11 protein-coding genes are annotated in these 14,017 nt (G+C 62.7%); 1 reads left to right on the forward strand and 10 read right to left on the reverse strand.

Annotated elements, in window-relative coordinates; genetic code table 11:
* Positions 1 to 144 precede the first annotated feature (144 nt).
* From DNK06_RS02980 to DNK06_RS03025, 10 genes are all read right to left on the reverse strand, one after another.
* The gene (locus DNK06_RS02980; protein ID WP_131178549.1) at positions 145 to 1,383 is read right to left on the reverse strand and encodes an aspartate kinase; all 1,239 of its coding nucleotides are present in this window, start codon (positions 1,381 to 1,383) and stop codon (positions 145 to 147) included.
* 112 nt (positions 1,384 to 1,495) lie between these two features.
* Complete coding sequence (alaS, locus tag DNK06_RS02985) at positions 1,496 to 4,120, reverse strand: alanine--tRNA ligase (RefSeq protein WP_131178550.1); 2,625 nt, start codon at positions 4,118 to 4,120, stop codon at positions 1,496 to 1,498.
* 221 nt (positions 4,121 to 4,341) lie between these two features.
* Positions 4,342 to 5,343, reverse strand: coding sequence for a low-specificity L-threonine aldolase (ltaE, locus tag DNK06_RS02990; protein WP_131178551.1), 1,002 nt, complete (start codon positions 5,341 to 5,343; stop codon positions 4,342 to 4,344).
* A gap of 56 nt (positions 5,344 to 5,399) precedes the next feature.
* Positions 5,400 to 6,410 (reverse strand): succinylglutamate desuccinylase, encoded by a 1,011-nt coding sequence (gene astE / locus DNK06_RS02995; protein ID WP_131178552.1) that lies wholly within the window; start codon positions 6,408 to 6,410, stop codon positions 5,400 to 5,402.
* 9 nt (positions 6,411 to 6,419) lie between these two features.
* Positions 6,420 to 6,704, reverse strand: a complete 285-nt coding sequence (locus tag DNK06_RS03000) for a hypothetical protein (protein ID WP_042553126.1) — start codon at positions 6,702 to 6,704, stop codon at positions 6,420 to 6,422.
* Positions 6,705 to 6,746: 42 nt separating this feature from the next.
* On the reverse strand, positions 6,747 to 8,108 hold the full coding sequence (gene astB, locus DNK06_RS03005) for an N-succinylarginine dihydrolase (protein ID WP_131178553.1): 1,362 nt from the start codon (positions 8,106 to 8,108) through the stop codon (positions 6,747 to 6,749).
* On the reverse strand, positions 8,105 to 9,568 hold the full coding sequence (gene astD / locus DNK06_RS03010) for a succinylglutamate-semialdehyde dehydrogenase (protein WP_131178554.1): 1,464 nt from the start codon (positions 9,566 to 9,568) through the stop codon (positions 8,105 to 8,107). Before astD ends, astB begins: the two co-directional genes overlap by 4 nt.
* Positions 9,569 to 9,708: 140 nt before the next feature.
* Positions 9,709 to 10,725: an arginine N-succinyltransferase gene (gene astA, locus DNK06_RS03015; RefSeq protein ID WP_131178555.1), complete on the reverse strand. Its 1,017-nt coding sequence runs from the start codon at positions 10,723 to 10,725 to the stop codon at positions 9,709 to 9,711.
* 52 nt (positions 10,726 to 10,777) lie between these two features.
* Positions 10,778 to 11,794 (reverse strand): arginine/ornithine succinyltransferase subunit alpha, encoded by a 1,017-nt coding sequence (gene aruF, locus DNK06_RS03020; RefSeq protein ID WP_131178556.1) that lies wholly within the window; start codon positions 11,792 to 11,794, stop codon positions 10,778 to 10,780.
* Positions 11,795 to 11,924: 130 nt separating this feature from the next.
* Positions 11,925 to 13,148 carry an aspartate aminotransferase family protein gene (locus DNK06_RS03025; protein ID WP_131178557.1) on the reverse strand — a complete coding sequence of 408 codons (1,224 nt, stop codon included), beginning with the start codon at positions 13,146 to 13,148 and terminating at the stop codon, positions 11,925 to 11,927.
* Between the two features lie 488 nt (positions 13,149 to 13,636).
* Here DNK06_RS03025 and DNK06_RS03030 point away from each other — a divergent pair, with 488 nt between their 5' ends.
* Complete coding sequence (locus tag DNK06_RS03030; protein ID WP_131178558.1) at positions 13,637 to 13,906, forward strand: hypothetical protein; 270 nt, start codon at positions 13,637 to 13,639, stop codon at positions 13,904 to 13,906.
* Positions 13,907 to 14,017 lie beyond the last annotated feature (111 nt).

Here is a 14,017-nt window from a genome sequence, read left to right on the forward strand (position 1 = left end):
TGCAAGCAGTTGAAAAGCACCGACCAGGATCAATACGAAACTGTCGGCACCCAAGTATTGACCAGCACGGACGGACGGAAAGTTCCACCAACACCAACCAAAAGAGCAAAAGGCGCGGAACAACCGCGCCTTTTGCAGAATGCCTCAGTCGCCCTGACGGGCCGGGGCATCGAGTTCGAACGCAGTGTGCAGGGCACGCACGGCCAATTCCAGATATTTCTCTTCGATGACCACCGAGACCTTGATCTCCGAGGTGGAGATCATCTGGATATTGATGTTCTCCTTGGCCAGTGCCTCGAACATACGGCTGGCCACACCAGCGTGGGAGCGCATGCCGACGCCGACGATGGACACCTTGGCGATGTTCACGTCACCCACTACCTCACGCGCGCCCAGCTCGCGTGCAGTGGCTTCCAGCACCTGCTGAGCGCCCTGGTAGTCGTTGCGGTGCACGGTGAAGGTGAAGTCGGTGGTGTTATCGTGCGCGACATTCTGCACGATCATGTCCACTTCGATATTGGCGGAGCTGATCGGGCCAAGGATCTTGAAAGCAACGCCCGGCAGATCAGGTACGCCACGGATGGTCAGCTTGGCTTCGTCGCGATTGAAAGCGATGCCGGAAATGATCGGCTGTTCCATGGATTCCTCTTCATCAAGGGTAATGAGGGTGCCCGGGCCCTCCTGGAAGCTGTGCAGGACGCGCAGCGGGACGTTGTACTTGCCGGCGAATTCCACCGAGCGGATTTGCAACACTTTGGAGCCGAGGCTGGCCATTTCCAGCATCTCTTCGAAGGTGATCTTCTCCAGACGCTGAGCTTTGGGCACGACGCGCGGGTCGGTGGTGTAGACACCATCGACATCGGTGTAGATCTGGCACTCATCGGCCTTCAGGGCCGCAGCCAGCGCCACGCCAGTAGTGTCGGAACCACCACGCCCGAGGGTAGTGATGTTGCCCCGCTCATCGACGCCCTGGAAACCGGCCACCACCACCACACGACCAGCCTTGAGGTCGGCGCGGATGTTGCTGTCGTCGATGCTCAGGATACGCGCCTTGGTATGCGCGCTATCGGTCAGGATGCGTACCTGGCTGCCGGTATAGGACACCGCCGGCACACCAAGCTTGATCAACGCCATGGACAGCAGCGCGATGGTCACCTGCTCGCCGGTGGACACCATCACGTCGAGCTCGCGTGCTGTCGGTTGACCGTCGCTGATCTGCTTGGCCAGGTCGATAAGGCGATTGGTCTCGCCACTCATGGCGGATACCACGACGACGATGTCGTCACCCTTTTCGCGGAATTTCTTCACCTTCTCGGCGACCTGCGCGATACGCTCGACGGTGCCGACGGAAGTACCGCCGAATTTCTGTACGATCAAAGCCATTTCAAAGCTGCCTCAGCCCATGATGGGCGCCCATTAAACAGACAACACCGCACACTACCAAACCACTCGCCGGGCATGGGCGAGTGGTTTGGTCACGCTTCCGATACGAGCCTCAGAGGCCCTGCTCGACGAATGGGCCGATCAGCGCCAGGGCGGCATCCAGCGCGGCCGCATCGACCCCACCACCCTGGGCCATATCCGGCCGACCGCCACCTTTGCCGCCGACTGCCGCTGCGGCCTGTTTCATCAGGTCGCCGGCCTTCAATTTGGCGGTCAGATCCTGGGTCACGCCAGCCACGAGTACGACCTTGTCGTCCTGCACGCCGCCGAGCAGGATCACCGCACTGCCGAGCTTGTTCTTCAACTGATCGACCAGAGTCAGCAGGCCTTTGCCATCCAGGCCGTCGATACGCGCACTGAGTGTCTTGACACCCTTGATGTCCACGGCCGAACCGGCCAGGTCGCTGCCGGCCGCGCTAGCGGCCTTGGCCTTGAGCTGCTCCAGCTCTTTCTCCAGCTGACGGCTGCGATCGAGCACCGCTGCGAGCTTGTCGAGCAGATTGTCGCGGCTGCCCTTGACCAACGCCGCGACTTCTTTCAACTGTTCTTCGGCGCCATTCAGGTAGGCGAATGCCGTTGCGCCAGTGACCGCTTCGATACGACGCACACCGGCAGCCACACCGCCTTCGCTGACGATCTTGAACAGACCGATATCGCCGGTACGATTGGCATGGATACCGCCGCAGAGCTCGACCGAGAAACCATCGCCCATGGTCAGCACGCGCACCTGGTCGCCATATTTCTCGCCGAACAACGCCATGGCGCCCTTGGCTTTGGCAGTCTCGATGTCGGTCTCTTCGGTCTGCACCGGCGTGTTACGGCGCACTTCGCGGTTGACGATCTCTTCCAGTTCCTTGAGCTGCGCAGGTGCAATCGCCTCGAAGTGGCTGAAGTCGAAACGCAGGCGCTGGCTATCCACCAGCGAGCCTTTCTGCTGGACGTGCTCGCCGAGCACCTGGCGCAGCGCAGCATGCAGCAGGTGAGTCGCCGAGTGGTTGAGCGAGGTGGCCGTGCGCACCGAAGCATCCACTTCGGCGTTGATCGAGGCGCCGACACTCAGGCTGCCCTTGCTGACCACGCCGTGGTGCAGGTAGGCGCCACCGGCCTTGGTGGTGTCACGCACATCGAAGCGCACGCCTGGGCCTTCGAAGAAACCGCAGTCACCGACCTGACCACCAGCCTCGGCATAGAAAGGCGTCTGGTCGAGCACCACCACGCCCTCTTCGCCCTCGTTCAGGGTGTCGACGGACTGGCCGTCACGCAGCAGCACCAGCAGCTCGCCGCTGGCGACAGTGGCGTTGTAACCGAGGAAGCGGGTGTCGCTATCGACCTTGACCAGGCTGTTGTAGTCCATGCCGAACGAGCTGGCGGAGCGGGCACGTACACGTTGGGCTTCCATCTCACGCTCGAAGCCGGCCTCGTCGAGGGTCAGCTCACGCTCACGGGCGATGTCGCCGGTCAGGTCGACCGGGAAGCCGTAGGTGTCGTACAGCTTGAAGATCACTTCACCCGGAATCACCGTGCCGCTCAGCTCGGCCAGATCCTGCTCGAGGATCTTCAGGCCCTGCTCCAGGGTCTTGGCGAACTGCTCTTCTTCGGTTTTCAGCACGCGCTCGATATGCGCCTGCTGCTGTTTCAGTTCAGGGAAGGCTTCCCCCATCTCGCTGGCCAGCGCCGCGACGATCTTGTGGAAGAAACTGCCCTTGGCGCCCAGCTTGTTGCCGTGACGGCAGGCACGACGCACGATGCGGCGCAGCACGTAGCCACGGCCTTCATTGGACGGGGTGATGCCGTCGGCGATCAGGAAGCTGCAGGAGCGGATATGGTCAGCCACCACCTTGAGCGAAGCGTCGCCATTGTTGGCGCAGCCGATGGCCTGGGCGCTGGCGCTGAGCAGGCTCTGGAACAGGTCGATCTCGTAGTTCGAGTTGACGTGCTGCAGTACCGCGCTGATGCGCTCCAGGCCCATGCCGGTGTCCACGCTAGGTGCCGGCAACGGATGCAGAACACCGTCAGCCGTGCGATTGAACTGCATGAACACGTTGTTCCAGATTTCGATGTAGCGGTCGCCGTCTTCTTCCGGGGAGCCGGGTGGGCCGCCCCAGATGTGCTCGCCGTGGTCGAAAAAGATCTCGGTGCACGGACCGCACGGGCCGGTATCGCCCATGGTCCAGAAGTTGTCGGAGGCATAAGGCGCGCCCTTGTTGTCGCCGATACGGATCATCCGCTCAGCGGGCACACCGACTTCCTTGTTCCAGATGTCGTAAGCCTCGTCATCGGTGGCGTAGACCGTGACCCAGAGCTTTTCCTTGGGCAGGTTCAGCCACTTGTCGCCGGTGAGGAATTCCCAGGCGAAATGGATGGCATCGCGCTTGAAATAGTCGCCAAAGCTGAAGTTGCCGAGCATTTCGAAGAAGGTGTGGTGACGCGCGGTGTACCCGACGTTTTCCAGGTCATTGTGTTTGCCACCGGCGCGCACACACTTCTGGCTGGTCGCGGCGCGGGTATAAGCGCGCTTCTCCAGGCCCAGGAAGCAGTCCTTGAACTGGTTCATGCCCGCATTGGTGAACAGCAACGTTGGGTCGTTGTTCGGAATCAGGGAGCTGGAAGCGACACGGGTGTGTCCCTTTTCTTCGAAGAAGCTCAGGAAAGCTTCACGGATTTCTGCGCTTTTCATTGGCATTTTCCAGGAAAACAGGCGGCCACGGCGAAGCCGGCAAAAGCCCGCATTATATCGGGCTTGTCCGTGGCGGCTAGGGCATAGCCTGAATTATTTGCCGGCGGCTCGATGGCCGGAAATCACTGACGTGCACCGCTGACCGGCAAACCGGGAGTGGGCCACCCGATGCGCCCCACGATCATCATCCGCAGGTAAAGAGCCTGCTTCGCAGCGCAGGCTCAACCGCGAAAGGCGGCGAAGGCCTCGATCACCTGCCCCACTGCCTCGGCCCCTACATCCAGATGAGTGACCATCCGTAAGCGCGGCGCAGCGCTCAGGCGAATACCGCGCTCGGCGCAGAAGGCTTTCAGCTCGCCAGCACGCTCACCGACCTGCACATAGACCATATTGGTCTGCACCGGCTCGACCGAGTAGCCCAGCTCGCGCAGGCCCGCGGCCAGGCAGTCGGCATTGGCGTGATCTTCGACCAGACGCTCCACCTGATGATCCAGCGCATACAGACCGGCTGCCGCCAGCACGCCGGCCTGGCGCATGCCGCCGCCGACCATCTTGCGCAAGCGCCGGGCCTTGGCGATCAGCGCTTCGCTGCCACACAACACCGAACCGACCGGCGCTCCCAGGCCTTTGGACAGACACACCGACACCGAGTCGAAATACTGGGTGATTTCCCCCGCCTCGACACCCAGTTTGACCACCGCATTGAACAGTCGCGCGCCATCGAGATGCAGTGCCAGACCTTTACTTCGTGTGAAGGCACGGGCGTCGGCCAGGTATTCCAGAGGCAGCACCTTGCCCTGCATGGTGTTTTCCAGGGCCAGCAGACGCGTGCGCGCGAAATGGAAGTCGTCCTGCTTGATCGCCGCTTCGACACGGGCCAGATCCAGGGAGCCATCGAGCTCCATGTCCAGCGGCTGGGGCTGAATCGACCCCAGCACCGCAGCACCACCGCCTTCGTACTTATAGGTATGCGCCTGCTGACCGACGATGTATTCATCACCGCGCTCGCAGTGCGCCATCAGGCCCAGCAGGTTACTCATGGTGCCGGTCGGCACGAACAGCGCCGCGGCGAAACCCAGTTGCTGCGCCAGGCGTTGCTCCAGGCGGTTGACGGTCGGATCTTCGCCGTACACGTCATCGCCCAGCTCGGCGGCCAGCATCGCCTCTCGCATGCCAGCGGTGGGTTGAGTGACGGTGTCGCTACGCAGATCGATGATGGACATGGGTACTCCTGTGCGAACAGATAACGAAAGGCCGAATGCGGCGCCTCTATGGGCGATCACTCCAATAACGAAGCGTCGGCCGGCACAACCAGAATTCCAGCGCGCTGGCCATTCTGTACCTTGGGATTGGGGAAAATGATCCGGGCATCCTGCTCTTCCACCACCCAGCGGCTACTGGCCAAGTCCTCTGCCAGCAGGTAGCCGGGCGCCAGTTCGGTGAAGTTTTCCACATCAGTGGGAAGATGCAGGGTAAAGGCGTCACTGTGCTTGATCACCTCACGCGCAAAAGCGAAGAGTTGCAGATGCTCGGTTGCCGACGCCTCGACCGGCGGCTCGCACCCTTCGATGAGGGCCTGCAGGCGCAGTTCCAGGCGATCCAGATTGACCATCTCGTTGTGCCCGAACGGCCTGGCCTTGCCCAGCTCCAGGGTAAAGGCCTCGGCCCCCAGCTGGGCGTAGGTATAGGCACTGAATGTGGTCGATGCCTTGCTCTGCAGCAGCACCGCGTCGATACCGGCCGCCTGCAGCCGTGCGCATTCATGCCGGGACTGGCGACGCCCTTCGGCCCAGGGATACAGGGCGAATTGCTCGATGCGCGAGGCGCGGATCGCGGTGTGCAAATCGTAATGCAGGCGGGTGCGCTCGGCGTCGGCAAAGAACGAGGACGCCAGATGCTCCAGTTCACAGGCGCGCATCGCCTCGGCACCGCTGCTGAGCTCATGGCGACCGCTGAACAGCCGGTTGATGTCCTGCTCGATGAAGCGCTCGCCACGGCGCATCGCCAGGGGATTGCCGAACAACAGCAACAGGCGCGCCCGCGGCTGCAGCTCATTGCGGGCGATACTGCGCATCAGGCGGTCGAGCAACTCGATGGGTGCGGTCTCGTTGCCATGGATACCCGCCGAAAGCAGCAGATCCATGCCATTGTCGCGGCCACAGGCGGGGGTCACCTCGAGTGCGCCTTCGGCCAGCCAGCGCAGGCGCGTGCCCTCCGCTGTCAGCTGAATCTTCGAGGCCGGCTCATAGCCGGCCAGGGTCAGTTCGAGCAGTTTGCCGAGGGCGAGCATGGGCGTACCTCAGTGATTGCAGTCCGGGCCATGGACATGGTCATCGTCGGCTCCGTCATCGGCCGGCTCCATTTCCAGCTCCAGGCTGACCAGGTTGGTGGCCAGCGGGCGCAACAGCAGGTTGGCGTATTCAGTGTCACCCTCGGCCACATCGACGCCGATCATCAACTGGCCGTTGCCGACCTGCTGGATCCACACTTCCTTGCCCTGCCAGAGCACGGCAAAACGGGTACACGAGGTTTCCAGTTGGGTGCCGTCGCTATCTTCGAGGATCAGTTGCAGGGCGTCGCTCATAGGTACTCCAAAGGTCAACACCGGCTCATGGTAGGAGCCGATTCAATTCAATTGAAAGGGATATACAGCGCCCAGTTCAAGGATCCGGGTCAACTCGTCCAGCGCGGTACGGCATTCGTTCAGCAGTTGCGGATCGGCCAGATCGCTTTCGCTCAGGCGATCACGATAATGCTGATCGACCCACTGCAGCAGCCGCTCATACAGCGCGGGCGTCAGCATCACACCCGGATTCATGGCCGCCAGTTCCTCCGTCTTCAATGCCACCCGCAAGCGTAAACACGCCGGGCCGCCACCGTTCTGCATGCTCTGCTTCAGGTCGAAGGCACGTACTTCGGCAATCGGCCCATCGGTGCCCAGCAATGTTTGCAGGTAGGCCCAGACTCGCTGATTGCTCCGGCACTCTTCCGGCACCACCAGCAGCATACGCCCGTCGGCGCGGGTCAACAGCTGGCTGTTGAACAGATAGGAACGCACCGCGTCTTCGACACCCAGTGCGTGTCGCGGCACGCACACCGGCTGCAGGCGGCCGCCGAGACGCGCCAACTTGTCACCGAGCTCACCGATGACCCGCGCACTGTCGAGAAAGGCATCTTCGTGGTGGAACAGCACCTGGCCGTTGCCCACTGCGATCACATCATTGTGGAACACGCCCTGATCGACCACGGCGGGGTTCTGCTGGGCGTAGACCACCGCACTATCGCTGAGACCGTGCAGGCGAGCCACGGATTGGGACGCTTCCAGGGTCTGCCGCGCGGGATAGCGTTGCGGCGCGGGCAGGCGCAGATCGAAGGCGCTGCGGCCGAAAACGAAGAACTCCACGCCCGGCTCGCCATAGTCACGGCACAAACGGGTGTGGTTGGCCGCGCCTTCGTCGCCGAACTGGCTGACCGCAGGCAAAGCCGCGTGGTGGGCGAAATAGCGCTCGTCAGCGAACATGGCCGCCAACACGCGACTGGTGGTCGGGTGCTCGATGGAACGGTGAAACTTGCAGTTGAGATTGGCCGCGGTGAAATGCACACGACCATCGGCCGTGTCAGCGCTGGGGCTGACAGTGGCAGCGTTGGCCGTCCACATGCTCGACGCCGAACAGCTGGCGACCAGCAGTGGCATGGCCTCACGTGCAACCTTCTCGATCACCTGGGCATCGCTGCCATTGAAGCCGCAGCCCCGTAGCGCCTGCACGTCGGGCCGTTCCTGAGGCACCAGCACCGCCTGGGCAAAGCCCATATCCATCAGCGCCTTCATTTTCGCCAGCCCCTGGCGGGCAGCCTCACGAGGGTTGGAGGCTACCTGGCTATTGCTCTGCGAGGCGACGTTGCCGTAGGACAGGCCACCATAGTTGTGCGTTGGGCCAACCAGGCCGTCGATATTCAGCTCACAGGCCGCAGCGACCGGGAAACTCATAGACTGACTCCCGGCGCCAGGCTGTCCGGTAAAACGAGCCGTTCACTTTCCAGCGAGGCAACCGGATACGCGCAGTAATCCGCCGCGTAATAGGCACTGGGGCGGTGATTGCCAGAGGCACCGACGCCGCCGAAAGGTGCACTACTGGAGGCACCAGTCAGCGGTTTGTTCCAGTTGACGATGCCAGCGCGGCTGCGCAGCCAGAACTGTTCATAGCGCCCACGGGAATCGGACAGCAGGCCGGCAGCGAGACCAAAACGGGTGGCGTTGGCCTCCTCGATTGCCGAGTCGAAATCGCCATAGCGAATCACCTGCAGCAGTGGCCCGAAGACCTCCTCGTCGGCGTGCGGCTGCACGGCCGTCACATCGATGATCCCTGGCGTCAGCAACGCCGCGCCTTCAAGCGGTTGACTCATGTCCAGTAGCGGCCGCGCGCCCTTGTCGACCAGCCGCGTCTGGGTCTTGAGCAGATGCTGGGCGGCGTCCAGGGAAATCACCGCGCCCATGAACGGCGCCGGCTGGGCGTTGAAGGCACCGACCTTGATACTCGCCGCCACGCTGACCAGGCGCGCCAGCAAGGCATCGCCCCAGGCGCCTTCCGGCACCAGCAGGCGTCGCGCGCAGGTGCAACGCTGCCCGGCTGAGATGAAGGCGGACTGAATAATGCAATACACGGCCGCATCGATATCGGCGACCTGGTCGACGATCAGCGGGTTATTACCCCCCATTTCCAGGGCGAGGATGGTCTCCGGGTGGCCGCCGAACTGGGCGTGCAAGAGGTTGCCCGTGCGGCTGGAACCGGTGAAGAACAGACCGTCGATGCCAGGGTGCGCCGCCAGCGCGATACCGGTATCACGCGCACCTTGCACCAGGTTCAGCACACCTGCCGGCAAGCCGGCCTCGATCCAGCACTTGAGCGTCAGCTCGGCCACTTTCGGCGTTTGCTCACTGGGTTTGAACACCACGGTATTACCCGCGAGCAGCGCCGGGACGATATGCCCATTGGGTAGATGGCCCGGAAAATTGTACGGGCCGAACACCGCGACCACGCCATGGGGCTTGTGGCGCAACACCGTGTTGGCATCGCCTTGCACGCCTTGCCTGTGCCCCGTGCGCTCGGCGTGGCTCTGAATCGAGATGGCCACTTTGGCGATCATGCTGGCGACTTCGCTAGCGGCCTCCCACAAAGGCTTGCCGGTCTCTTCGCCAATGGTTTGCGCAAGGTCATCCTGCCTGGCCTTGAGTACCGAGGCGAAGCGCTCGAGCAGCGTGACTCGCTCGTTCAACGGCACGGCGGCCCATGCAGGAAATGCATTGCGGGCCCCCTGCACGGCGGCTTCGACCTGCTCTGCATCAGCTTCGCGGCCCACCCAGAGCACCTGCTGGCTGACCGGATCGAGGGATTCCAGGGTATTGCCCCGTCCTATCTGCCAGAGACCTGCAATGTAATGCGTGCTCATGGTCTATCACTCCAGGCTTCACGGTTCGACAGGCCACCGCCAGGCGACGACCTTGTACCTATAACGGCTGCCGCTCTATGGCGACATCACCGGTCGGGGCAGACGGCACGTCGCCCCCTGATCACATCGAAAACAGTGGCTCAGGCTTGTGCGGCCAACGCCACGGCACGCACCTGATCACCCACGTTCAGGCGCAAGCGCCGGGCAGTGAGTGGATCGACCACCAGGGTGCCAGCAGCCATGCGCGCCCGCGCCGCGGTGATGCGGCAATCCTCGCGCTTGCGGTTATGCACCAGATACACCGGTGCATCATCCCCGGGTGTGCCGATGGCCAAGACCAGCAACTGGCTGTCGCGAATCGCACGGATCTTGGCGGTTTCCGCTTCGATAGCAGGGCCGGCGTCGAAGATGTCGACGTACCCCTGGTAACTGAAACCTTCTGACTTGAGCATCGCCAGCGCCGGCTCGGTGTCCGGGTGTACGCGAGCGATCACCTCCCGCGCCGCCTCGGAAAGGAAGCAGGTATACAGCGGGAACTTGGGCATCAGCTCGGCGATAAAGGCCTTGTTGCCGACGCCGGTGAGGTAGTCGGCCTGGGAGAACTCCATGCGGAAGAAGTGCCGTCCCAGGCATTCCCAGAACGGCGATCGCCCTTCTTCGTCGGAGACACCGCGCATCTCGGCGATGATCTTGTCGCCGAACTGCTCACGGAACTCGGCGATGAACAGGAAACGCGCCTTGGACAACAGACGCCCGTTCAGCCCAGTGCGGTGATCGGCATGCAGGAACAGCGAACACAACTCGGAATGGCCGGTCAGGTCATTGGCCAGAAACAGCGTCGGTACCTGACGGTGGATATTCAGTTCCTGGGACGCGCAGACCGTCAGGCCGACCCGGTAGTTGTACCAGGACTCGCGCAAGCCCACCCCGCCGGCAATGGCGGAGATGCCCAGCACGCGGCCGTCGTCATCCTCGAGCACGAACATGTAGTCGCAATCGCCACGCTCGGCCTCGCCACGAAAGGTCTTCTCGGCACGGCCGACCCGGTAGGCCAGTCGTGCCTCGTTGGCCGGCAAGGTGGTCAGGCCGGTGCCGGTGCTGCGCGCCAGGTCAATCAGCGCCGGCAGATCGCCGGCACGTACGGAGCGAACGATCATGATGCCTCCGGAAAACTGCGAGCCAGACGCGTGGCATTCATCACTGGCGAGCTCATACCGCCACCAGCCTTACCTGGCCGCCGTCGCTGACGCCAAGGGTTTGCGCGGTAAGAGGATCGAGCACTGCGGGTTGGCCTGGCGCCCAGTTCAGCTCGGCGATCACCGCACGAAAACCCTGCAGTTGCTCGTTGCTGACCAGATACGGTTGCCCACTCTCGCCCGCTTCGCTGAGTACCACCGGCGCCAGTACGCTCTGGGCGATGGAACGAATGCCCGAGGTACGCGCGTGCAGGGTCGGGCCACCATCGAAGATGTCGATGTAGTGGTCGGTTTCGAAGCCATCGCGCATGAGAATGTCGAAGGAAACCTGCGCCCGCGGATGTACCAGTCCCATGGACTCCTGCGCCGAATCCGGTAGCAGCGGCACGTAGATCGGATAATGGGGCATCAGCTCGGCGAGATAGGCGCGGCTACGCAAGCCGCACAGGCGCTCGGCCTCGGCATAGCTCATGCCGAAAAAATGCCGCCCCACCGCGTCCCAGAAGGGTGACTCGCCGGCCTCGTCGCTCTCACCGACGATCTCTACCACCATGGCGTCGGCGAAACGCTCCGGGTGGCAGGCGGCGAAGAGCAGACGGGCACGGGAGTTGAGCTCGGAGCAGACGCTGTCCACCAGCGAGCGCTCCATGTAGAAGCTGGTCAGCAGGCTGTTGCCGGTCAGGTCATGGCACAGCGAGAGCACGTGGATCTTGTTGTGGATCTTCAGCTCGCGGGAGTTGTGAACGAAGGTCTCGTTACGAAAGCTGTAGAACGGCTCGGAATAGCCGGCCGAGGCAACGATGCCCGAGCAGCCGACCAGACGAGCGGACTCGCTGTCCTCGAGTACGAAGAAGTAGCGCTCCTCGCCATTGAAGCTCACTTCAGCCGCGAACGAGGCCTCCGAGGCGGCGATCTTGTCGCGCAGACGCTCGGCGTTGTCCGGAAGCGACGTAACCCCTACCGGGCTGTCAGCGGCCAGGCGCTGCACTTCAGCGAGGTCGGTCATTCGCGCAGGGCGCATCACCAGCATGGTGTCACTCCTTCAGCAGAGCTCGGGCACGGCAGTCCCGGCAGCGAGAAACATCATCCATGGAGCCGACCGGAGCATCCGGTCGAACAAATATGAGCACTGGCGGCACTCGGGCCGCCAGCAAGGCAGATCAGGCGGCGGCAGCCAACTTGGCCACCGCGCGCTCGAAACGTGCCAGGCCTTCGTCGATATCGGCGTCTTCGACCACCAGGCTCGGCGCAAACCGCACCACGTCCGGGCCGGCCTGAAGAATCATCAGGTTTTCGTCGGCAGCGGCGTCGAAGAAGGCGCGCGCCTTGCCCTTCCAGGCGTCGGACAACACCGCACCGATCAGCAGGCCCATGCCACGCACGCCGGAGAACACGCCATACTGCTCGCCAATCTGCTCCAGACGCGCCTTGAAGCGTTCATGCTTGGCTTTCACGCCGTTCAGCACTTCGGGCGTGTTGATGACGTCGAGCACCGCTTCGGCCACCGCGCAACCCAGCGGATTGCCGCCGTAGGTGGTGCCATGGGTGCCGACTGCCAGATGGCTGGCCAACGCTTCGGTGGTGAGCATGGCCGCGATCGGGAAGCCACCGCCCAGGCTCTTGGCGCTGGACAGCACATCCGGGATCACCCCGTAGTGCTGGTAGGCGAACAGGTGGCCACTGCGGCCCAGACCGCTCTGCACTTCGTCGAAAACCAGCAGGGCATTGTGCTGATCACACAGCTCGCGGGCGCCTTGCAGGTAGGCCAGGTCGGCCGGCAGCACGCCACCCTCGCCCTGGATGGGTTCCAGCACCACGGCGCAGGTCTTGTCACTGACCGCCGCCTTGAGCGCCTCGAGATCGTTATAAGGCACATGGGTGATGCCCTGGATCTTCGGCCCGAAGCCATCGGAGTACTTCGGCTGGCCGCCCACGCTGACGGTGAACAGGGTGCGCCCGTGGAAGCTATTGGTGGCGGCGATAATTTCGTACTTGTCAGCGCCAAAGCGGTCGTGAGCCACGCGGCGCGCCAGCTTGAATGCCGCCTCGTTGGCTTCGGCGCCCGAGTTGCAGAGGAATACCCGCTCGGCAAAGGTGGCATCGACCAGCTTCCTGGCCAGACGCAAGGCCGGTTCATTGGTGAACACGTTGGAGACGTGCCACAGGGTATTGGCCTGCTCGGTCAACGCCTTCACCAGCGCCGGATGAGCGTGGCCCAGCACGTTGACGGCAATGCCGCCGGAGAAGTCGATCAGTTCACGCCCACTCTGATCCCAGACGCGCGAACCGGCACCGCGCACCGGCACGAACGCCGCGGGCGCGTAGCTGGGCACCATCACCTGGTCGAAATCGGCGCGTTGCACCGGGTCGTGCTGAACGGACATCGGAACTCTCCTGACGAGACACGCCAGCCCGAACAGGCCAGCGATGCGAAAGATTGTAGGGGGTGCCCAAGGGCCGGCATTGCCGGCATGCGACAACTTCTTACAGCGCCATCCCCCCAGGCTCCCGGCGCTTGCGGAAAAAGGCCGCATGCAGCGTCGGTGAGGCGCAGTTTAAACGTTGCCACCATCCAGACGCACGAGGCGACAGATATTTATCCGCACAACCACTGCAAAGAGGCGCGGTGCGTACAGCGCCAGGAAAGGTGATCAGCAGTGTTGCGGTTTGAAACACTCATATGAAAATTATTGTCACCCGCACCCCTACGACATATTGCCAACGCCTGGAGTGACGGTAATATCACTTTGCCGGTATCACGGCGCTCGTTCGTGAACAACATCCAAATGCCGGCTTAGTCAAGGATCTGACGGTCTTGTTGCAGTTTTACTCAACGCAACGCATAGACTCATCACAGTCAAGGAAGCGCAAGATGAACGCCAAAGAACAACAGCTGACCGAACTGCTCACCCTCACTTCACGCAGCATTACGCATATGACCGCAGCCATGACTGCGCTGTCCTTCGATCTGCTGCGCAGCGACGACAGCGGCGTTCGCTCCGCCGCTTCGAAGATGATCATCCGCCTCGGCACCGTGAGCCAGGAACTGGATCAGCAGTGGGCGCTGATCAGCGAACTGACCGGCGTGGAAGCCCCACAACGCGCCGACGCCGTCGAAGAAGTCCAATTGCACACGGCCTGATTATCCTGCCGCCAGATCGCTCGACGCGGCCTGCACCTCACGCCCAGTACGGCTTTGCCGCTCGCCGCCCATATCGACCAATCGAGTCATTCACTGACTCAGGTCATGGGT

Origin of the sequence: Phytopseudomonas daroniae (assembly GCF_004327285.1) — a bacterium.
Taxonomy (GTDB): Bacteria; Pseudomonadota; Gammaproteobacteria; order Pseudomonadales; family Pseudomonadaceae; genus Aquipseudomonas; species Aquipseudomonas daroniae.